This is a genomic window from Pseudomonas sp. AC016, assembly GCF_979253365.1.
In genome coordinates this window covers 3,402,128-3,422,356 of the sequence record NZ_CEEDCC010000001.1, presented here as the reverse complement: position 1 = coordinate 3,422,356, position 20,229 = coordinate 3,402,128, and the positions used below count along the sequence as shown (strand labels likewise).

16 protein-coding genes are annotated in these 20,229 nt (G+C 59.6%); all 16 read left to right on the top strand.

The annotated features are described in order from the left end of the window. Window positions 1-340: 340 nt before the first annotated feature. The 16 genes from tssA to AC0IXS_RS15450 all read left to right on the top strand — a co-directional run bounded on the left by tssA (window position 341) and on the right by AC0IXS_RS15450 (window position 20,221). Window positions 341-1,369: a type VI secretion system protein TssA gene (gene tssA, locus AC0IXS_RS15525; RefSeq protein ID WP_471825060.1), complete on the top strand. Its 1,029-nt coding sequence runs from the start codon at window positions 341-343 to the stop codon at window positions 1,367-1,369. A 95-nt stretch (window positions 1,370-1,464) separates the two neighbouring features. Next, a complete protein-coding gene (tssB, locus tag AC0IXS_RS15520; protein WP_449126192.1) occupies window positions 1,465-1,980 on the top strand; it encodes a type VI secretion system contractile sheath small subunit in 516 nt (171 codons plus the stop codon). A 15-nt stretch (window positions 1,981-1,995) separates the two neighbouring features. Continuing rightward, the gene (gene tssC, locus AC0IXS_RS15515; RefSeq protein WP_122690339.1) at window positions 1,996-3,489 is read left to right on the top strand and encodes a type VI secretion system contractile sheath large subunit; all 1,494 of its coding nucleotides are present in this window, start codon (window positions 1,996-1,998) and stop codon (window positions 3,487-3,489) included. A gap of 157 nt (window positions 3,490-3,646) precedes the next feature. Next, window positions 3,647-4,135, top strand: coding sequence for an Hcp family type VI secretion system effector (locus tag AC0IXS_RS15510; RefSeq protein ID WP_122690338.1), 489 nt, complete (start codon window positions 3,647-3,649; stop codon window positions 4,133-4,135). Window positions 4,136-4,206: 71 nt separating this feature from the next. Further along, window positions 4,207-4,665 carry a type VI secretion system amidase effector protein Tae4 gene (locus AC0IXS_RS15505; RefSeq protein WP_122690337.1) on the top strand — a complete coding sequence of 153 codons (459 nt, stop codon included), beginning with the start codon at window positions 4,207-4,209 and terminating at the stop codon, window positions 4,663-4,665. Then, the gene (locus tag AC0IXS_RS15500; RefSeq protein ID WP_191954983.1) at window positions 4,662-5,111 is read left to right on the top strand and encodes a hypothetical protein; all 450 of its coding nucleotides are present in this window, start codon (window positions 4,662-4,664) and stop codon (window positions 5,109-5,111) included. Before AC0IXS_RS15505 ends, AC0IXS_RS15500 begins: the two co-directional genes overlap by 4 nt. Then, window positions 5,108-5,620, top strand: coding sequence for a type VI secretion system baseplate subunit TssE (gene tssE, locus AC0IXS_RS15495; RefSeq protein ID WP_414709196.1), 513 nt, complete (start codon window positions 5,108-5,110; stop codon window positions 5,618-5,620). The genes AC0IXS_RS15500 and tssE overlap by 4 nt, the downstream gene beginning before the upstream one ends. Next, entirely contained in the window at window positions 5,617-7,476 is a 1,860-nt protein-coding gene (gene tssF / locus AC0IXS_RS15490; protein ID WP_471825055.1) for a type VI secretion system baseplate subunit TssF, read from the top strand. The genes tssE and tssF overlap by 4 nt, the downstream gene beginning before the upstream one ends. After that, the gene (gene tssG, locus AC0IXS_RS15485) at window positions 7,440-8,492 is read left to right on the top strand and encodes a type VI secretion system baseplate subunit TssG (protein WP_191954982.1); all 1,053 of its coding nucleotides are present in this window, start codon (window positions 7,440-7,442) and stop codon (window positions 8,490-8,492) included. The genes tssF and tssG overlap by 37 nt, the downstream gene beginning before the upstream one ends. Then, on the top strand, window positions 8,485-11,166 hold the full coding sequence (gene tssH, locus AC0IXS_RS15480) for a type VI secretion system ATPase TssH (protein ID WP_471825053.1): 2,682 nt from the start codon (window positions 8,485-8,487) through the stop codon (window positions 11,164-11,166). The genes tssG and tssH overlap by 8 nt, the downstream gene beginning before the upstream one ends. 42 nt (window positions 11,167-11,208) lie before the next feature. Further along, a complete protein-coding gene (tssI, locus tag AC0IXS_RS15475) occupies window positions 11,209-13,278 on the top strand; it encodes a type VI secretion system tip protein TssI/VgrG (RefSeq protein WP_449126194.1) in 2,070 nt (689 codons plus the stop codon). A 78-nt stretch (window positions 13,279-13,356) separates the two neighbouring features. Beyond that, entirely contained in the window at window positions 13,357-17,295 is a 3,939-nt protein-coding gene (locus AC0IXS_RS15470) for an RHS repeat-associated core domain-containing protein (RefSeq protein ID WP_122689509.1), read from the top strand. 2 nt (window positions 17,296-17,297) lie between these two features. After that, on the top strand, window positions 17,298-17,489 hold the full coding sequence (locus AC0IXS_RS15465; RefSeq protein ID WP_122689510.1) for a hypothetical protein: 192 nt from the start codon (window positions 17,298-17,300) through the stop codon (window positions 17,487-17,489). Window positions 17,490-17,600: 111 nt separating this feature from the next. Beyond that, window positions 17,601-17,801, top strand: coding sequence for a hypothetical protein (locus AC0IXS_RS15460; RefSeq protein ID WP_240045228.1), 201 nt, complete (start codon window positions 17,601-17,603; stop codon window positions 17,799-17,801). A gap of 44 nt (window positions 17,802-17,845) precedes the next feature. Continuing rightward, the gene (locus AC0IXS_RS15455) at window positions 17,846-19,780 is read left to right on the top strand and encodes a type VI secretion system Vgr family protein (protein WP_471825050.1); all 1,935 of its coding nucleotides are present in this window, start codon (window positions 17,846-17,848) and stop codon (window positions 19,778-19,780) included. 15 nt (window positions 19,781-19,795) lie between these two features. Beyond that, the gene (locus AC0IXS_RS15450; RefSeq protein WP_122690152.1) at window positions 19,796-20,221 is read left to right on the top strand and encodes a DcrB-related protein; all 426 of its coding nucleotides are present in this window, start codon (window positions 19,796-19,798) and stop codon (window positions 20,219-20,221) included. Window positions 20,222-20,229 lie beyond the last annotated feature (8 nt).

Here is a 20,229-nt window from a genome sequence, read left to right as displayed (position 1 = left end):
CAATAGAGAATCGCGACCTACACCGACGAAAAACGTTCAAAAATATTTGAATTATTTACTGTCATTAAAGCGCACGACTTTAAGCATAAACTTGCGGCGCTGATACGGCCCGTCCGGGAGTACCGTTCATCCTGACGTCCCCGTCACAACTGCACGAAACGGGCGTATCTTAACCTTGACAAGCGATATGTACTACACCAAAAATGCTCAACGCCATCATCAGCGTGATTTCATATTGATATCACACAGAGGCAGGCGCAACAAAGCTTGAAAAGTTGCTCATAGAAATTTCCTACCGCGCAGCACTACATCATCTGATTTGATAAGGAGATCGGTTTTGGTGGATGTTCCGTTGTTGCTGGCTGTCGTTTCCACGCACTTGCCTTGTGGCGAGGACCTGGAATATGACCCGGACTTTCTGCAGTTGGAGCGAGACGCCAAAGGCAAGCCCGAGCGCGCCATGGGTGACTCGGTGCAGCCCGCCGAACCGCCTCAATGGCGCGCGATCGAACAGTCGAGCGTGGCGCTTTTAAAGCGCAGCAAAGACTTGCGCATCACTCATTTCCTTATGCAAAGCGCGCTGGCCCTCGACGGGTTCGCGGGTGCGAGCAATGTGCTGACGCTCGTCAGCGAATTGCTCAAGCAGTACTGGGCAGACATCTACCCGCAGCTTGATGCCGATGATGACAATGATCCGACCGTCCGCATCAACGCACTGTCAGGCCTTGCCTGTGAAGCCAATGTGCAACTGTTGCGCGAAAGCCCACTGATCCGCTCCCGCGCCTTTGGCACGATCAGTCTGCGCGCGGCGCTCAACGCCAGTGGTCTGCAGATGTTTCACGACGAAACCCTGAGCAGCGAGACCCTGGCCGGCGCCATGCGCGACAGCGACCCCGAGCAACTCAGTGCCACTCGCACGGCATTGAGCGAGGCGCGCAATGCGGTCGACTTCATCGAGAGGTTCGTCTCCGAGCAGGTGGGTTCGGCGCAGGGCGTCGACCTGTCGGCCCTCAAGCAACCGCTCAGGCAGGCTATGCAGATTCTGGGCGAACACGCCCCCGCCAGCGTTGAAACCGATTCAGCCGCCACAACGCCTGCTGAAACGAATGACAGCTCTGCGCATGCGTTTTCTGCGCCCATTTCCGTCGCTGCCCGCTCGGCCGAAGACATCGCCAATCGCGACGACGTGCTGCGCAGCCTTGATCGAATTCTGAACTATTACAGCCGCCACGAGCCTTCCAGCCCGCTGCCGGTGCTGTTGAACCGAGCGAAGAATCTGGTGCATGCCGATTTCGAAACCATCGTGCGCAACCTGATTCCAGACGGTATGTCCCAGTTCGAAAACTTGCGCGGACCCGAGGCTGACTGACTTGCGCACGAAGTCTCAACCCGGATCACGCAATCCCGTTACCGGCAACGACCGATGACGCCAATACCGTCGCAGCAGCGACCAGGAGGAGCAACGTGGCGAAAACCAGTTCTCAGAAATTCATCGCGCGCAACCGCGCGCCTCGAGTTCAGATCGAATACGACGTGGAGCTTTACGGCGCCGAGAAGAAGGTCCAGTTACCTTTTGTCATGGGCGTCATGGCCGATCTGGCCGGCAAGCCGGCAGAGCCGCTGGCTCCGGTGGCTGATCGCAAGTTCCTGGAAATCGACGTCGACAACTTCGACTCGCGCCTGAAGGCCATGCAGCCGCGCGTGGCGTTCAACGTGCCCAACGAGCTGACCGGCGAAGGCAATATCAGCCTGGACATCACGTTCGAGAGCATGGATGACTTCAGCCCTGCGTCCGTTGCACGCAAGGTGGACTCGCTGAACAAGCTGCTTGAAGCGCGCACTCAGCTCGCGAACCTGCTGACCTATATGGACGGCAAGACCGGGGCTGAAGAAATCATCATGAAAGCCATCAAGGATCCCGCGCTGCTCCAGGCCCTGGCGAGTGCGCCAAAGCCTCAGGACTCCGAGCCCAACGCGTAATCAGGACCACAGATCATGACCGAATCGAGTCGCGAAAATCAGGTACAACAGGGCACCACTGAGCAAACCAGTGAGTTCGCCTCGTTGCTGCTGCAGGAATTCAAACCCAAGACCGAGCGTGCTCGCGAAGCGGTTGAAACCGCTGTGCGCACCCTGGCCGAACAGGCTCTGGCGCAAACCGACCTGGTGTCCAACGATGCGATCAAGTCGATCGAATCGATCATTGCCGCCATCGACGCCAAGCTCACCGCTCAAGTGAACCAGATCATCCACCACCAGGATTTCCAGCAAGTGGAAAGCGCTTGGCGTGGCCTGCATTATCTGGTGAACAACACTGAAAGCGACGAGCAATTGAAGATCCGCGTGCTCAACATCTCCAAACCGGAGCTGCACAAGACCCTGAAGAAATTCAAGGGCACGGCGTGGGACCAGAGCCCGATCTTCAAGAAAATGTACGAAGAAGAATACGGCCAGTTCGGCGGTGAACCCTACGGCTGCCTGGTGGGTGACTACTACTTCGATCAGTCGCCTCCTGACGTAGAGTTGCTGGGCGAACTGTCCAAGGTCTGCGCAGCCATGCACGCCCCTTTCATCGCCGCGGCATCGCCGACCGTGATGGGCATGGGGTCGTGGCAAGAGCTGTCGAACCCGCGTGATCTGACCAAAATCTTCACCACACCGGAGTACGCCGGCTGGCGTTCGCTGCGCGAATCGGAAGACTCGCGTTACATCGGCCTGACCATGCCGCGCTTCCTGGCGCGTTTGCCGTACGGCGCCAAAACCGATCCGGTGGAAGCCTTCGCCTTCGAAGAAAACACCGAAGGGGCCGACAGCGCCAAATACACGTGGGCCAACGCTGCCTACGCAATGGCCGTGAACATCAACCGTTCGTTCAAGCACTATGGCTGGTGCTCGCGTATTCGCGGTGTCGAATCGGGTGGTGAAGTCGAGAACCTGCCGGCTCACACCTTTCCGACCGACGATGGCGGCGTGGACATGAAGTGTCCGACCGAAATCGCGATCTCGGACCGTCGCGAAGCCGAACTGGCCAAGAACGGCTTCATGCCGCTGTTGCACAAGAAGAACACTGACTTTGCAGCGTTCATCGGCGCGCAGTCGTTGCAGAAGCCTGCCGAGTACGACGATCCGGATGCCACTGCGAACGCCAACCTGGCAGCCCGCCTGCCGTATCTGTTCGCGACATGCCGTTTCGCTCATTACCTCAAATGCATCGTGCGCGACAAGATCGGCTCGTTCAAAGAGAAGGACGAAATGCAGCGCTGGCTGCAGGACTGGATTCTCAATTACGTCGATGGCGATCCGGCGCACTCCACCGAAACCACCAAGGCCCAGCATCCACTGGCTGCGGCTGAAGTGGTGGTCGAGGACGTCGAGGGCAACCCGGGTTACTACAACTCACGTTTCTACCTGCGTCCGCACTATCAGCTTGAAGGCCTGACCGTATCACTGCGTCTGGTCTCCAAGCTGCCGTCGGCCAAAGGCGCCTGACATCGTCGGGGCATGAGGTCGGGCTGCTGGCTGGTTACGACGTCACGCACTGACCGGTTTCGCGAGTGCACTCCACTCGATCGCGGGCACGCCGTGCGCCCATGGGGGCGCGCGGCCAGTCAACAGAACAGTGGTTCACACCACATCAGGAGAGAACATGGCTGTCGATATCTTTATCAAGATCGGTGACATCAAGGGCGAGTCCAGGGACGAGAGCCATAAAGATGAAATCGATGTACTGAACTGGAGCTGGGGCATGTCCCAGACCGGCAACATGCACACCGGCACCGGTGGCGGCGCGGGCAAAGTCAGTATTCAGGATCTGTCGATCACCAAGTACGTCGACAAATCCACTCCGAACCTGATGATGCATTGCTCCAGCGGCAAGCACATCGACAAGGTCAAGCTCACCGTGCGCAAGGCCGGTGGCGAAAAGCCGGTTGAGTACCTGATCATCAACCTGGAAGAGGTGCTGATCACTTCCCTGAGCACCGGCGGCTCGGGCAGTGATGATCGCCTGATCGAAAACGTCACGCTGAACTTCGCTCAGGTTCTGGTCGATTATCAGCCTCAGAAAGCCGACGGCACCAAAGAAGGTGGTCCGGTCAAATACGGCTGGAACATCCGCTCCAACACCAAGCGTTGAGTACTGGCGCTCCCGGTCCTGTCGGCCGGGAGCGCTCGGTTGGTAACTTCATGCCTAGCGGTAACTGAACCATGGCCAAGCCTTCGTTTGTCAGTTTGTGGAACGAATATCTCAAGATATGGGCAACGTTCGAACAGGGAAAACCTTGCGACGGGCCTTGGGAAAACCAGTGCGCCATACGCATGAGCTACACGCTGAATGCGGACAGGACCATCAAAGTCAACAAGTCCACCTACACCGAGCCCAAGTGCAAGCATGAACATGCGCGCGGGGCCGAATCACTGGCCAACTGGCTGTGGAAACATCATCTGGGGCGTCCACTCATCCTCGGTGGCACGGCTCAGGACCGGCTGAAGCTCAAAGACAAGACCGGCATTGTTTTTTTCAAGGACTGCTTCGCACAATCGGGCCAGTCCGCAGACGCCAGGACCGGCGATCACATCGACCTCTGGAAATACGGACTGACCGCGGGCCGTTACGACGATCCCCGGCACATGGCCCGGCAGATCTGGTTCTGGGAGCTGGCATGAGCCTGTTTTTTCGCGCGCCATTGTTGTTGAGCGGCCTGCTGGCCAGCCTGTGCGCCTGCGCGCAGGCACCGGCCACACCGACGTCTGCCAATGACTATCCGGTGCAGGTCAGCCTGGCCGGAAAAACCTACACGCTGGGGAACGACGAGCAGCGCTGCACCCTGCTCAAACCGGACCACAGCGTATTGCCGCTGGACATGCCATGGCCCTGCCATTTCAGCATCGGCAGCGACGGCAAGGCGCATGTCGAGACCTATAACAATGTACCGATCGTGATCGTGCTGCATGTCGAACCCATCGCGCAGAACAGCCTTGAGTGCCGCTCCGAATACCGCGCCATACGCCTCAACAAAGAACAGCTCGAACCTTCGGTCACTGCCCGGAGCGCCAGTTGTCTGCGTGGCAGCGGAGATCGGAAAGACTACACAGCGCTGTTTGACTGGTGAACGACCTGACCCTGCGCGAGCGCCTGCAACCTTCGTTGCTGGACCGCCTGACCGACGATGAACCGGGCAATCCGCAGGAAAGCCCGGACAAGCGCGTGTTGTCGTTGAACCAGCTCAAGGCGTCAGTGCTGCGCGATCTGGCGTGGCTGCTGAACACCACATCGCTGCTGGACGCCGACGCTACGCTGCATACCCCGGCGGGCACATCGGTGATCAATTACGGCCTGCCGGCACTGGCGGGAAACAGCGCGTCGAGTGTCGATGTGAGCCTGCTCGAGAGCCTGATACACCGCGCCATCGTCACATTCGAACCACGCATTCTGCCCCATACCTTGCACGTGAAAGCCCATGTCGGTCGAGATGAAATGAACCATAACGCCATGAGCTTCGAAATCCAGGGCGACCTGTGGGCACAACCTGTTCCCTTGCCGTTGCTGCTGCGCACCGAGCTTGATCTGGAGTCCGGGCATGTGCGGGTGATGCCCGCCGAGCAGAGGCGACGCCCATGAATCCGCGCCTGCTGGGCCTGTACAACCAGGAATTGCAGCACATTCGCGAGAGTGCTGCCGAGTTCGCCAAGGAGTACCCGAAGATCGCCGGGCGCCTGACCTTGTCGGGTCTGGACTGCGCAGACCCTTACGTCGAGCGACTGCTCGAAGGCTTCGCCTACCTCACCGCACGCGTACAGCTGAAACTGGACGCCGAGTACCCGACCTTCACCCACAACCTGCTGGAAATCGCCTATCCGCATTACCTCGCACCCACGCCGTCGATGACCGTGGTGCAAATGCAGACCGACCCGAACGAGGGTTCGTTAAGCGACGGCTTCACCCTGCCCCGCGACAGCGTAATGCGTGCCAGCCTCGGGCGCGACTCGCAGACGCCCTGCGAATACCGCACCTCCCATGAGGTCGCGCTGTGGCCGCTGCAAGTCACCCAGGCCGATTATTTTGGCAACCCCTCGACTGTGCTCGGACGTCTGGCCGCCAGCGAACCCAAGGCCAAGGCTGCTCTGCGCATCACATTACGCACTGGGGCGGAACTGACATTCGACAAGCTGGCGCTGGATAACCTGCCACTGTATCTGCACGGCGCCGACGAACAGCCGTTCCGTCTTTATGAGCAACTGCTGGGCAATACCTGTGCAGTGTTCGTGCGTCAACCGGGCGCTGACTGGGTCGAGCGTCTGCCCGCCGATGCTCTGAAACCCTGCGGTTTCGATGATCGTGAAGCAGCGCTGCCCGTGGTTCCTCAGGCTTTTCAGGGCTATCGGCTGCTGCAGGAGTACTTCGCCCTGCCCCAGCGCTATCTGTTCGTCGACTTCACGTGCCTGAGCCGCGCAGTACAGCGGTGCGCAGGTCAGGAACTGGAGCTGATCGTCCTGTTCAACAGCTTCGATCAGAATCTGGAAAGCAGCATTGGCGCAGAGCAGTTCGTCCCGTTCTGCACACCTGCGATCAACCTGTTCCCGCGTCGCCTGGACCGCATCCATCTGTCCGATCGTGTCCATGAACACCACGCCATTGCCGACCGTACCCGACCGATGGATTTCGAGATTCATTCGCTCAAGAGCGTGACCGGTCATGGCACAGGTCCGCACCAGCCGTTTCTGCCGTTCTATGCCGTGCGCGACCCGTCACGCTATGGCCACGACAAGGCCTATTACATCCTGCGCCGCGAACCACGCGTGCTGTCCAGCGAGCAGCGGCGCAACGGCACGCGCTCGAACTACGTGGGCAGCGAGACGTTCATCAGCCTGGTCGACAGTCAGCAGGCCCCCTATCGCCATGACTTGCGACAGTTGGGCTTGAGTGCGCTGTGCACCAACCGCGACCTGCCGCTTTTCATGAGCGTGGGCAGCGGCAAGACCGATTTCACGCTCGCCGACAGTGCGCCGGTCTCCGCCATTCGCTGCCTGGCCGGCCCTAGCCGCCCGCGTGCCAGTCACGCGCACGACAACAAGGCCTGGCGGTTGATCAGTCAGTTGTCACTCAATTACCTGTCTCTGAGCGAGCAGGGTCAGGGTGCCGCAGCTTTGCGCGAACTGCTGCGGCTGTACGGCGACGATAACGATGCAGCGCTGCAATTGCAGATAGAGGGCTTGCGCGAGGTCAGCAGCAAACCCTGCACCCGCCGCCTGCCGATGCCAGGACCTATCGTGTTCGGGCGTGGCCTGGAGATCACTCTGGAGTTTGACGAGAACGCTTTTCGCGGCACCGGCGTATTTCTGCTGGGCGCCGTGTTCGAGCGTTTCCTGACACGTTATGTGTCGATCAATAGCTTTACCGAGACGGTGTTACGTACCACCGAACGCGGCGAGATCATGCGATGGAAAGCCAAACCCGGACGCCGTCCGACCCTTTGAACACATTGACGGCGATGCAGAGCGAGCCCTGGGAATATGATTTTTTCCAGGCATTGCGCCGTATCGAGTGCGAAGCACCGGACCTGCCCAGGTTAGGCCACTCCGTGCGCCTGGCCGACGACCCGTTGCGCCTGGGTCAGCAGCCTGAAAGCGCTTTCGCGCCCTCGACGCTGGCATCGATGACGCCGCCCGGCGACGGCAAACCGGCACGCCTGGAACAGTTTTTCTTCGGCCTGGGCGGCCCCAATGGGCCGTTGCCGCTGCACATCACCGAGTATGTGCGCGAACGTCAGCGCAACAACGCCGACAGCGCCAGCAAGCGTTTTCTGGACGTGTTCCATCATCGCCTGCTGAGCCTGTTCTACCGGGCATGGGCCGAAGCACGCCCTACCGTCAGCCATGATCGGCCGGACGATGATTACTGGTCAGCACGCCTTGCGGCGCTGAGCGGGCGCGGTATGTCGAGCCTGCTTGAACAAGGGCTGATCGCCGACACGGCCAAACTGCATTTCAGCGGTCACCTCGCAGCACAGACCCGCTACCCGGATGGCCTGCGGGCCATTCTGTCCGAATATTTCGGCCTGCCGGTGCAGATCGAGGAGTACGTCGGTCAGTGGCTCGAACTACCCGAGCGCAGCCGCGTTGGCGTGAGCTCGAATCAGTTGGGCGTCGATTTCTGTCTGGGCAGCCACGTCTGGGATCGCCAGCACAAATTCCGCATTTGCCTGGGCCCGCTCAAGCTGGACGACTACATGAGCATGTTGCCCGATGGTCAGTCGTTCAAGGAGCTGGTGGCCTGGGTCGCCGAGTACCTGGGGCACGAGCTGGACTGGGATCTGAATCTGATCCTCGAACAGCCCCAAATCCCCGCCTTTCAACTCAACGGACGTCAACGGCTGGGCTTCAACACCTGGCTCGGCCAACCCGACAAAGATGCCAAAGACCTGGTTCTGGACCGGCATTACGCCGAGCAGACCACGCCAGCACACACATCAAGGAGCAGTAAACATGGGTGAGATCAGTCGCGCCGCGCTGTTTGGCAAACTCAACAGCGTGGCTTACAAGGCCATCGAAGCCGCCACGGTCTTCTGCAAATTGCGGGGTAATCCGTATGTCGAACTGGCGCACTGGTTTCATCAACTGTTGCAGCTCCAGGACTCGGACCTGCACCGCATCATCCGCCAGTTCAACGTCGAACCCGCACGCCTGGCCCGCGATCTGACCGAAGCGCTGGATCGACTGCCGCGCGGCTCGACGTCAATCACCGACCTGTCATCTCACGTCGAAGAAGCCGTTGAGCGTGGCTGGGTATACGGCAGCCTGATGTTCGGTGAAAGCCAGGTACGTACCGGTTATCTGGTACTCGGCATTCTCAAGACCCCAAGCCTGCGCCACGCGTTGCTGGGGCTGTCGTCCGAATTCGACAAGGTGAAAGCCGAAACCCTGAGCGAACGCTTCGATGAATACGTGGGCGACTCGCCGGAAAACGCCTTGAGCGCCAGCGACGGTTTCAATGCCGGCGCCGTACCGGGCGAGGCCAGCGGCGCCATGTCGCCCAGCGCGATGGGCAAGCAGGAAGCGCTGAAGAAATTCACCGTTGACCTGACCGAACAGGCGCGTACCGGCAAGCTGGACCCCATCGTGGGCCGTGATGAAGAGATCCGTCAAATGGTGGATATTCTGATGCGTCGTCGCCAGAACAACCCCATCCTGACAGGCGAAGCCGGGGTCGGTAAAACCGCCGTGGTCGAAGGTTTTGCGCTGCGCATCGTCGCTGGCGATGTACCGCCCGCACTCAAGGACGTCGAGCTACGCAGTCTGGATGTCGGCCTTCTGCAGGCAGGCGCCAGCATGAAAGGTGAATTCGAACAGCGTCTGCGTCAGGTGATCGAGGACGTGCAGGCATCACCCAAGCCGATCATTCTGTTTATCGACGAAGCCCACACACTGGTCGGCGCCGGTGGTGCGGCAGGCACGGGAGATGCCGCCAACCTGCTCAAGCCCGCGCTCGCACGAGGTACCCTGCGCACCGTAGCGGCGACCACATGGGCGGAGTACAAGAAACACATCGAGAAAGACCCTGCGCTGACCCGACGCTTTCAAGTGGTGCAGGTTGCCGAACCTTCAGAGGACAAGGCGTTGCTGATGATGCGCGGCGTGGCCTCGACCATGGAGCAGCATCATCAGGTACAGATTCTGGACGAAGCGCTGGAGGCATCGGTAAAGCTGTCTCACCGGTATATTCCGGCGCGCCAGCTGCCGGATAAATCGGTGAGTCTGCTGGACACCGCCTGCGCCCGCGTTGCCGTCAGCCTGCACGCGGTTCCAGCCGAAGTGGACGACAGCCGTCGACGCATCGAAGCGCTGGAAACCGAGCTGCAGATCATTGCCCGCGAACACGCCATCGGTATCGTGACGGGCACTCGTCAGGCACACAGCCAGACATTGCTCGATGCCGAGCGCTTACGTCTGACCGAACTGGAAACACGCTGGGCTGACGAAAAGGCACTGGTCGACGAACTGCTCGCCCTGCGTGCGCAATTGCGCGACAGCGTCGGCGTTGTCGACAGCGATGTCGTGAGCGAGCAAGGCCAGGCCCTGCGCGAACAACTGATCGACCTGCAAAAGCGTCTCAGCGATCTGCAAGGCGAGAACCCGTTGATTCTGCCGACCGTGGATTATCAGGCCGTCGCTTCGGTGGTTGCCGACTGGACCGGCATTCCGGTGGGTCGCATGGCCCGCAACGAACTGGAAACCGTGCTCAACCTCGACAAGCATCTGAAGAAGCGCATCATCGGCCAGGACCATGCCCTGCAAATGATTGCCAAGCGTATTCAGACTTCCCGCGCCGGACTGGACAACCCGAGCAAGCCGATCGGCGTCTTCATGCTGGCGGGCACCTCGGGTGTGGGTAAGACCGAAACCGCGCTGGCACTGGCCGAGGCCATGTACGGCGGCGAACAGAATGTCATCACCATCAACATGAGCGAATTTCAGGAAGCGCACACGGTTTCGACGCTCAAGGGCGCGCCACCGGGCTACGTGGGTTATGGCGAAGGCGGCGTGCTGACCGAAGCCGTGCGTCGCAAGCCGTACAGCGTCGTGCTGCTGGATGAAGTGGAAAAAGCGCACCCTGATGTGCACGAAATCTTCTTCCAGGTCTTCGACAAGGGCGTGATGGAAGACGGCGAAGGTCGCGTGATCGACTTCAAGAACACGCTGATCCTGCTGACCACCAACGCTGGCACCGAGCTGATTTCACACCTGTGCAAGGACGCGCTGAACGTCCCGGACCCTGAAGACATCGCCAAGGCGCTGCGCCAGCCATTGCTGGAAATATTCCCTCCAGCCCTGCTCGGCCGACTGGTCACCATTCCGTATTACCCGCTCAGCGACACCATGCTCAAGGCGATCACCGTTCTGCAACTGAACCGCATCAAGAAACGTGTGGAGAGCACCCACAAGGTCGCATTCGATTACGACGAGGCCGTCGTCGATCTGATCGTGTCGCGCTGCACCGAAACCGAAAGTGGTGGACGCATGATCGACACCATTCTCACCAACACATTGCTGCCGGACATGAGCCGCGAATTCCTCACCCGCATGCTGGAAGGCAAGGCGCTGGCCGGTGTGCGCATCAGCCAGCGCGATAACGAATTGCACTACGAGTTCAGCGATGCAGCGGCCTGACGCCAGGCACCTGCTCCGGGTGAACATTGAACAGGGCTGCTCATGAATTTCCAGCAACTCACCCGTCTGGCACAGGTCACCAGCCCGCTCGGCCCGGATGTGCTGCTGCTCAAGGAAATGAGCGGCGGCGACGAACTGGGTCGGTTGTTCAACTATGACCTGCAATTGACGTCCGTCGACGGCTCGCTGGACCTCAACCAGTTGCTCGGCAAGCCCATGAGCCTGTCGCTGCAACTGGACGGCGGCGCGCAGCGCTATTTTCATGGCATCGTCGCGCGCTGCAGCCAGAACGTGACCCGCGATCAGTTCGCCAGTTATCAGGTCACGCTGCGGCCTTGGCTGTGGCTGCTGACCCGCACGTCCGACTGCCGCATTTTCCAGAACCTGACGATCCCGCAGATCATCAAGCAGGTGTTCCGGGACCTCGGTTTTTCGGATTTCGAAGACGCCCTCAGCCGCCCGTACCGCGAGTGGGAATACTGCGTGCAGTACCGCGAGAGCAGCTTCGACTTCGTCAGTCGCCTGATGGAACAGGAAGGCATCTACTACTTCTTCCGGCACGAAAAAGATCGTCACGTGCTGGTGCTGGCCGATGCCTACGGCGCCCATCAACCGGCGCCCGGCTATGAGTCGGTGCCCTACTTTCCGCCCGATGGGCAGCATCGCGAGCGCGATCACATCAATGACTGGCGGCTGGCGCAGGAAGTCCAGCCCGGTTCGCTGGAGCTCAACGACTATGACTTCCAGCGCCCCAGCGCCAGCATCGACGTACGTTCAGCCATGCCACGTCCGCACACGGCGGGTGACTATCCGCTGTACGACTATCCCGGCACCTACGTGCAGAGCCAGGACGGCGAGCATTACGCCCGCACCCGACTTGAAGCGCTGCAAAGCCTGCACGAACGCATCGAACTGAGCGGCAACGCCCGCGGCCTGGGGGCCGGGCATCTGTTCAGCCTGACCGGCTTCGGCCGACAGGACCAGAACCGCGAATACCTGATCGTCGGCGCCCGCTACTACGTCGCTCAGGAAAGCCTGGAAAGCGGCGGTTCGGGCGGGGGCGCGCAGTTCGAACTCGGCCTGAGCTGCATCGACGCGCAGCAGAGCTTCCGGCCGCTGGCCAACACCCAGCGTCCCATCGTCAAAGGACCGCAGACTGCGCTCGTGGTCGGTCCTGCCGGAGAAGAAATCTGGACCGACCAGTTTGGCCGGGTGAAGGTGCATTTCTATTGGGACCGCCACGACCAGTCCAACGAAAACAGCTCATGCTGGATTCGCGTGTCACAGGCATGGGCCGGCAAGAACTGGGGCTCGATGCAGATCCCGCGCATCGGTCAGGAAGTGATCGTCAGCTTTCTGGAAGGCGACCCGGACCGCCCGATCATCACCGGCCGCGTGTACAACGCCGAACAGACCGTGCCTTACGACCTGCCCGCCAACGCGACTCAGAGCGGCATGAAAAGCCGCTCCAGCAAAGGCGGTACACCGGCGAACTTCAACGAAATCCGCATGGAAGACAAGAAAGGCGCGGAGCAGTTGTACATCCATGCCGAGCGTAATCAGGACATTCTCGTCGAGAACGATGAAACCCACTGGGTCGGCCACGACCGCAGTAAGACCATCGATAACGACGAAACCGTACACGTCAAACACGACCGTACGGAAACCGTTGATAACAACGAAACCATCACTGTCCATGCCAACCGCAGTAAAACGGTGGATCGCAATGAAACCGTTAAAATTGGCATGAACAAGTCGGAAACCATTCTCATGGCGTCCCTACAGAATGTCGGCCTGGGGCGCTTGGAAAACGTGGGGCTGGGCTACAGCCTCAACGTCGGCATGGCGATGAATACCTTTGTGGGCCTTAGCCAGACCACTCAGGTGATCAAAAAGAAAACATTGTCGGTGGGTGAAAGCTACACGTTGAGCGTGGGCGCAAAGGATGACGGCTCGACCATTACGCTCGACGGGAAGAGCATTCAATTGGGCAGCAAAACCATTGAGGTGATCGCAGATCAGGAAATCCGTCTCACCTGCGGACAGAGCACCATTCGCATCACCCCCTCCGAAATAGAGATTCTTTCGCCCAATGTCGATATCAACTGTTAGTCCAGTCGCTGCTGCTTTCCCTGCTTTGGGCACGGTGCTTGAAGGGTTGAGCCGATTGCACGTGGCAGGGAGATCGATATGAGCGGCCTTCCCGTTTCACATGTAGGAGAAAAGGTTTCAGGAGGCGTCATCGCGACCGGGTCGCCCACGGTGCATGTGGGCAGCTCAGGCGTTGGCATGGCCGACCGCGTTTCCGCCTGCGTGCCGAACGTCGGTCAGCCGGTCAATCCAATGCTGGGCTGCAAATTGCTGCCCGAAGAAGTGGATTTTGCTCTCGCAGCGCCGGACACGCTAAGTTTTGGGCGCGGTTATCTGTCCAGCAACCCGCGCATAGGAAAGCTGGGACAAGGATGGTGGCTACCGGGCGAAAGCATGGTGCTGGAACTGGACGCTGATACCTGCGTGCTGATCGACGCCCAAGGGCGGCGAATCACGTTTCCGGCGCTGACGCCAGGCAAGGAGTTGTACTCCGGGAGTGAGCAATTGTGGCTGCGTCGAGGAGGCATCCAATCCGAAGCGCAATCACTCCCCGCCTGGAAAGGACGCTGGGCGGCTGTTCCGACTGAACTGCAATGCCATGAGGGTGCGGTAGTCTTACTGGCCGACAGTAGCTATCTCTGCTTCATGCAGCAACCTGACGGCATCTGGCGCTTGCATTTGACATTCGGGCGCAATGGCTACCGAACCGAATTCGGCTGGAGCCGTCGTGGTTTTCTCACCAGCATCCGCGACAGTGCCGGGCGCAGTTACGTGCTGGTGTATCAGCATGCCTGCGACCCCCGGCCCGGCGATGATGGCATCCGGCTGTGTGGCGTGATTCTGGCCAACCTGGACGGCCCGGTACCCGAGCATTTCGACCCTCAAACTTATGGTCACGACTGGCTGGTTCGCTATCAATTCAACGAAGCGGGCGACCTCATCGCAGTACGCGACCGGGCGGGCGAGATCGTGCGGGTGTTCGCCTGGAACAATCACATCATGATTGCCCACGGTGAACCGGGTGGTCAGGAAGTGCGTTATGCCTGGGATGTTCACGGTCCTGAAGGTCGGGTGATCAAGCAAAGCGAGGCGGACGGCCTTGTTCGCGAGTTTCGCTATAACGCCGACGCAACCGACGTGGTCGACAATCTGGGACGCGTTGAGCGCTACGAGTTCAGCGGTGAGGCCGGACAACGACGCTGGACCGCGCTGGTTCGTGCCGATGGCAGCCGCACTGAGTTCGAATACGACTTGTTCGGTCGCCTGGTTCTCATGCGCGATCCACTGGGACGCGAAACGCGTCGGCGGCTGGATGGTCAAGGTAGGCTGCTTGAAGAACTGTCACCCGGCAAACGTCGCTACTGCAAAACCCTGGATGAGGAAACCGGCCAGCTCAAGGCCTTGCTCGACACGATGGGGCGTCAATGGACGTTCACGCGTGACGAGCGCGGCAACATGGTGAGTGTCGTTGCGCCCAACGACACGACCCGTTACCACTATGACGACCCTGCCCTGCCTGACAGGCCCACGCGAATCATCGACAGCAAAGGCGGCGTGAAAACGCTGCAGTGGAATCGCCTCGGCCTGCCCGTCAGTGTCACTGACTGCTCCTCCCAGACTCGACGCTATGAGTACGATGGCGAAGGCCGGGTGATTGCCGAGACGGACCCGACCGGACAAGTGTCTCGTACGCAGTACGACCTGCTTGGCCAGGTCATCGGCCTGAGCTTCGCTGACGGCGCCAGCTTCGTGTACCGATACGATGCCCAGGGTCGGCAAACCCACATGACGGACAACCAAGGGCATTGCACACAGTTTTTCTGGGACCGGAACGGACGTCTTCTGCGAGCCAGCGATGCGGCAGGATATGAGTTGCGCTACCTCTATGACGAGGCTGGGCGTCTGTGCAGTACCACCAATCAGAACGGCGTACAGGCACGCTTTACCTACGACATGCTTGATCGTCTCATCGAAGAAATCGGCTTCGACGGACGTCGCCAGCAGTATCGCTATAACCTGGCTGATGAACTGATCATGCGCATCGATGCTGATCAGGGTGAAACGCACTACCGGCACGATCTCGACGGACGCCTGCTCAGCACCACTTATCCTGCCACTCAAGGCGCAGCAGCTTTCATCGAACAGTATGACTGGATGCCAGATGGACGATTGGCAGCGGTCCGGAACTCTGAGTGCGAAGTACGCTTTGTCTACGATGAAGCAGGCAATCTGTGCTTGGAAAATCAGGTGCATGCCGATGGCTGGGTTTACGCCGTCGAACACCAACATGATTCGCTGGGCGTACGCGAGAGCAGCCGATATGGCGACGCGCCTGTAGTGAACTGGCTGACTTACGGGTCGGGGCATCTGCATGGCGTTGTGGCCGCCCATGTCGAGATCGGCTTCGAACGTGACGCGCTGCATCGCGAGCGTTGCCGGGACGCACGACTCAAGGGCGGGCCGGACACGCTGTTCAATCTGCAACGTGAGTACGATCCTACCGGCCGCCTGGTGCAAAGCCACCTGAAGCTGGCAGCCACTGAAGCGTGGAAGCGCGCTTACCGTTATGACCGTCTGGGCCAATTGATGCAGGTCGTCGACAACCAGCACCCGGACCTTCGCTATGCCTACGACCTCAGCGGCGCAATGGTGGCCAGCCAACGGGGCAACGCTCCTGAGCGGCGCTATCGTTTCGATCCGGCCGGTAACCGGCTCGATACGGATGATGAAGAGTCGGCCCAGCGCCAGACCTACTATGAACACAACGAGCTCTATCGCTCGGGTTATACCGGCTCCAGTCATGACGCCACTCAGCTGAATCTGGCTGCACAGCGTTGGGCAGGCAATCGGATAGAAACCTTCCGGGGCAGCACTTACCGCTACGACGCCGTTGGAAACCTGACCGAGCGCACCGACCCTGATGGCAGCCGACTGAGGTTGACGTACGACGGCGCGCAGCGACTGGTACGCCTTAAAAGACAGCGCCCGGATGGTATACGTGTAGAGGCTAATTATCGCTACGACGCCTTGTCCCGGCGGATAGCCAAAACTGTTCGTGTGGGCGAGGCACTGAGTCTGGTGCGCTACGGCTGGGACGGCGGGCGTCAGTGTGCCGAGGCGTTTGACGGGATGTTGCGCACAACCGTGCATGAACCGGACAGCTTTGTGCCTTTGCTGCGTTTAGAGCAGCATTGCGAACCCGATAGTCCCGACTTGCTGGCCGTTCGTAAAGACATGGCTGCAGCGGGCGAGCCGTTGCCGGCGCAATGTCGTCCCGAGTTGGGCGAGCCCATTTTCAGCTTCTTCCACACCGACCATATCGGTACGCCGCTGCAGCTAAGCGATGAACACGGCCGGGTCACCTGGCAGGCAAGGCCCGACGACTGGCGTGCGGTTGCACATGAGCAAGGTTCCACTGACCAGCCGATCCGCTTTCAGGGTCAGTACCACGACGAAGAAAGCGGGCTGTACTACAACCATCATCGCTACTACCTGCCGGATATCGGCCGTTACGCCAGCCAGGACCCGGTTGGTTTCAGGAGCGGGCCGAACGCTTATAGCTATGCATTGAACATTCCTACCATTGCCTATGATCCGAGCGGGCTTTTTGTGCCCCTAGTGTTCCTTGGCGGCCTACTGCTCAAGGCCGCAATCGGTGCGACCATTGATGCCAGCCTGCAGGCGGGACCTCAGATTTTGGGGCAGATAAAAGACAACTGGGACGAAGGTCATTTTCTGCTGGATATCAAATGGCGGTGTATTGATATCGACATGGGTTCGATTGGAGTTTCGGCTGCAGCGGGTGCAGTCGCGCCTAGCATGATTGCCGGAGGCAAGAGTGTGTACAAATCGGCTAAAGCGCTTAAAACGCTTTCAGGTCAAGCAGCCAACACAGCCAACAGAGCGGCAAAACTGGCCGCCCGTAAGGCCGCGCACAAAGACACCATCAAAAGTATCGTCGCTACCCAAGCGGGATGGCAAGCAGCCAAGGCAGTCGGTAAATGCGTGTTCCAGCAGCCAGAAAAGGAGTGCGAATAATCATGATTAAACAGTTTCTATTCATTTTTTTGCTAGGCATTCCCTTTGCCTGTCTTTACTACGCGTTGGAAAATTATTTACCGAATTCCTGGATCCCTGCTGTAACAGTCATGGTCCTGATGGTGATTGCAAGAGCGGGCTTGTACCTCTATCGCCGCTCCAAGGGCATAAAAGACCCGTGGCTTAATGAATGAGCGCTCCGACTACACGCCCCTTTTCGCAAAAAGCATCAGAAAACATGAGCAGGCTCTTGCAGCGGGTATGCAAGCAATCAGGCAGACGAGAGGCAAGGGGATCAACGAAGCGTGATAAAAGAACTCATGATCATCTTCGGCTGGGGTCTGGTTATCGTATGCCTCATCCATTTTCTGGAGAAATACCTTGGTGAGACATGGCTCATGGTGCTTATCAGTGTTGCGGTGATTGTCGCCTTGCGCACCGGTTTGTACCTCTACCGACGCGCCAAGGGCCTTAAGGATCCCATTGAAAATGACAGTTGGTTCTAGGGTACGGATGAGATTTCTTTTATGAGCGCAGGAAGACATCACTCATGAATTTCCAGCAACTCACCCGTCTGGCACAGGTCACCAGCCCGCTCGGCCCGGACGTGCTGCTGCTCAAGGAAATGAGCGGCGGCGACGAGCTGGGGCGGTTGTTCAACTATGACCTGCAGCTGACATCCATCGACGGCTCGCTGGACCTCAACCAGTTGCTCGGCAAGCCCATGAGCCTGTCGCTGCAACTGGACGGCGGCGCGCAGCGCTATTTTCATGGCATCGTCGCGCGCTGCAGCCAGAACGTGACCCGCGATCAGTTCGCCAGTTATCAGGTCACGCTGCGGCCTTGGCTGTGGCTGCTGACCCGCACGTCCGACTGCCGCATTTTCCAGAACCTGACGATCCCGCAGATCATCAAGCAGGTGTTCCGGGACCTCGGTTTTTCGGATTTCGAAGACGCCCTCAGCCGCCCGTACCGCGAGTGGGAATACTGCGTGCAGTACCGCGAGAGCAGCTTCGACTTCGTCAGTCGCCTGATGGAACAGGAAGGCATCTACTACTTCTTCCGGCACGAAAAAGATCGTCACGTGCTGGTGCTGGCCGATGCCTACGGCGCCCATCAACCGGCGCCCGGCTATGAGTCGGTGCCCTACTTTCCGCCCGATGGGCAGCATCGCGAGCGCGATCACATCAATGACTGGCGGCTGGCGCAGGAAGTCCAGCCCGGTTCGCTGGAGCTCAACGACTATGACTTCCAGCGCCCCAGCGCCAGCATCGACGTACGTTCAGCCATGCCACGTCCGCACACGGCGGGTGACTATCCGCTGTACGACTACCCCGGCACCTACGTGCAGAGCCAGGACGGCGAGCATTACGCCCGCACCCGACTTGAAGCGCTGCAAAGCCTGCACGAACGCATCGAACTGAGCGGCAACGCACGAGGCCTCGGCGCCGGGCATCTGTTCAGCCTGACCGGCTTCGGCCGCCAGGACCAGAACCGCGAATACCTGATCGTCGGCGCCCGCTACTACGTCGCTCAGGAAAGCCTGGAAAGCGGTGGCTCGGGCGGGGGTGCGCAGTTCGAACTCGGCTTGAGCTGCATCGACGCACAGCAGAGTTTCCGGCCGCTGGCCAACACCCAGCGCCCCATCGTCAAAGGCCCCCAGACCGCCCTGGTGGTCGGCCCCGCTGGCGAGGAAATCTGGACCGACCAGTTTGGCCGGGTGAAGGTGCATTTTTATTGGGACCGCCACGACCAGTCCAACGAAAACAGCTCGTGCTGGATTCGCGTGTCACAGGCCTGGGCCGGCAAGAACTGGGGCTCGATGCAGATCCCGCGCATCGGCCAGGAAGTGATCGTCAGCTTTCTGGAAGGCGACCCGGACCGCCCGATCATCACCGGCCGCGTGTACAACGCCGAACAGACCGTGCCTTACGACCTGCCCGCCAACGCGACCCAGAGCGGCATGAAAAGTCGCTCCAGCAAAGGCGGCACGCCGGCGAACTTCAACGAAATCCGCATGGAAGACAAGAAAGGCGCGGAGCAGTTGTACATCCATGCCGAGCGTAATCAGGACATGGTGGTTGAGGTCGATGAGAGCCACGTGGTCGGCCATGACCGGGTCAAGAGCATCGGTCATGACGAGACAGTACTGATTGGCAACAACCGGGTGCGCATCGTCAAGCAGGAGGATGTGCTGGCCGTCGGCAAGAACAAGACCGACAGCATTAGCCAGAGCTACATCATCGAGGTAGGCGAAAACCTGCGGCTGGTGTGCGGCAAAAGTGTGATCGAGCTGAACGCCAGCGGCCAGATCAACCTCTGCGGCGTGCAAATCAGCCTGCACGCCAGTGGCGATGCCCAGTTCAACACCGGCGGCGTGCTGCACCTGAACAACGGCAAGGGCGCGGATGCTGCGCCCGACGGCCAGGGCGTCAAGGCTGCCATCGATGCCAATATCGCCAGCGCTTTTCCCAAGCCTAAATAACGAGATTTCAAACCCATGGCTTATCGCATCAACGAACTTCAGTTCCAACTGCCCGAGAGCGAGCTGCTGGACGCCACGATCAACATTCTCAAGTTCCCGGCACTGGGCACTTCACTGATCGTCAGTCGTAGCCAACTGGCCGAAGGCGAAACATTGCACAGCAACTTCGACACACAATTGAAGCGGTTGGAGCAGCAGGTTCAGGACTTGCGTTATCAGCCTGTTCAAAACACACGCCTGGGCGCAGATCAGTCCATTGACGGGATCGAGCTGCGCAGCCAGTTCAGCAAGGGCGCGGAAAAGGTTTACCAGTTTCAGCTCGCCTTCGTATTGCCGGGCACTCGCAAGATGATTGCGCTCAGTTACGTGAAGGCTCAACCGCTGGGCGATGCGGAGGCAGCCCACTGGGCGTCCCTCAAGCAGACGCTGACCCTGGCATGATGAGCGCT

Excerpts from the sequence above, each read along its gene's own strand:
- AC0IXS_RS15465 (WP_122689510.1), top strand. The coding sequence starts at position 17,298 with ATGATTAAACAGTTTCTATTCATTTTTTTGCTAGGCATTCCCTTTGCC.
- tssI (WP_449126194.1), top strand. The coding sequence starts at position 11,209 with ATGAATTTCCAGCAACTCACCCGTCTGGCACAGGTCACCAGCCCGCTC.
- AC0IXS_RS15510 (WP_122690338.1), top strand. The coding sequence starts at position 3,647 with ATGGCTGTCGATATCTTTATCAAGATCGGTGACATCAAGGGCGAGTCC.
- tssC (WP_122690339.1), top strand. The coding sequence starts at position 1,996 with ATGACCGAATCGAGTCGCGAAAATCAGGTACAACAGGGCACCACTGAG.
- tssH (WP_471825053.1), top strand. The coding sequence starts at position 8,485 with ATGGGTGAGATCAGTCGCGCCGCGCTGTTTGGCAAACTCAACAGCGTG.
- AC0IXS_RS15500 (WP_191954983.1), top strand. The coding sequence starts at position 4,662 with ATGAGCCTGTTTTTTCGCGCGCCATTGTTGTTGAGCGGCCTGCTGGCC.
- AC0IXS_RS15455 (WP_471825050.1), top strand. The coding sequence starts at position 17,846 with ATGAATTTCCAGCAACTCACCCGTCTGGCACAGGTCACCAGCCCGCTC.
- AC0IXS_RS15505 (WP_122690337.1), top strand. The coding sequence starts at position 4,207 with ATGGCCAAGCCTTCGTTTGTCAGTTTGTGGAACGAATATCTCAAGATA.
- AC0IXS_RS15450 (WP_122690152.1), top strand. The coding sequence starts at position 19,796 with ATGGCTTATCGCATCAACGAACTTCAGTTCCAACTGCCCGAGAGCGAG.
- AC0IXS_RS15470 (WP_122689509.1), top strand. The coding sequence starts at position 13,357 with ATGAGCGGCCTTCCCGTTTCACATGTAGGAGAAAAGGTTTCAGGAGGC.
- tssF (WP_471825055.1), top strand. The coding sequence starts at position 5,617 with ATGAATCCGCGCCTGCTGGGCCTGTACAACCAGGAATTGCAGCACATT.
- tssG (WP_191954982.1), top strand. The coding sequence starts at position 7,440 with ATGGAAAGCCAAACCCGGACGCCGTCCGACCCTTTGAACACATTGACG.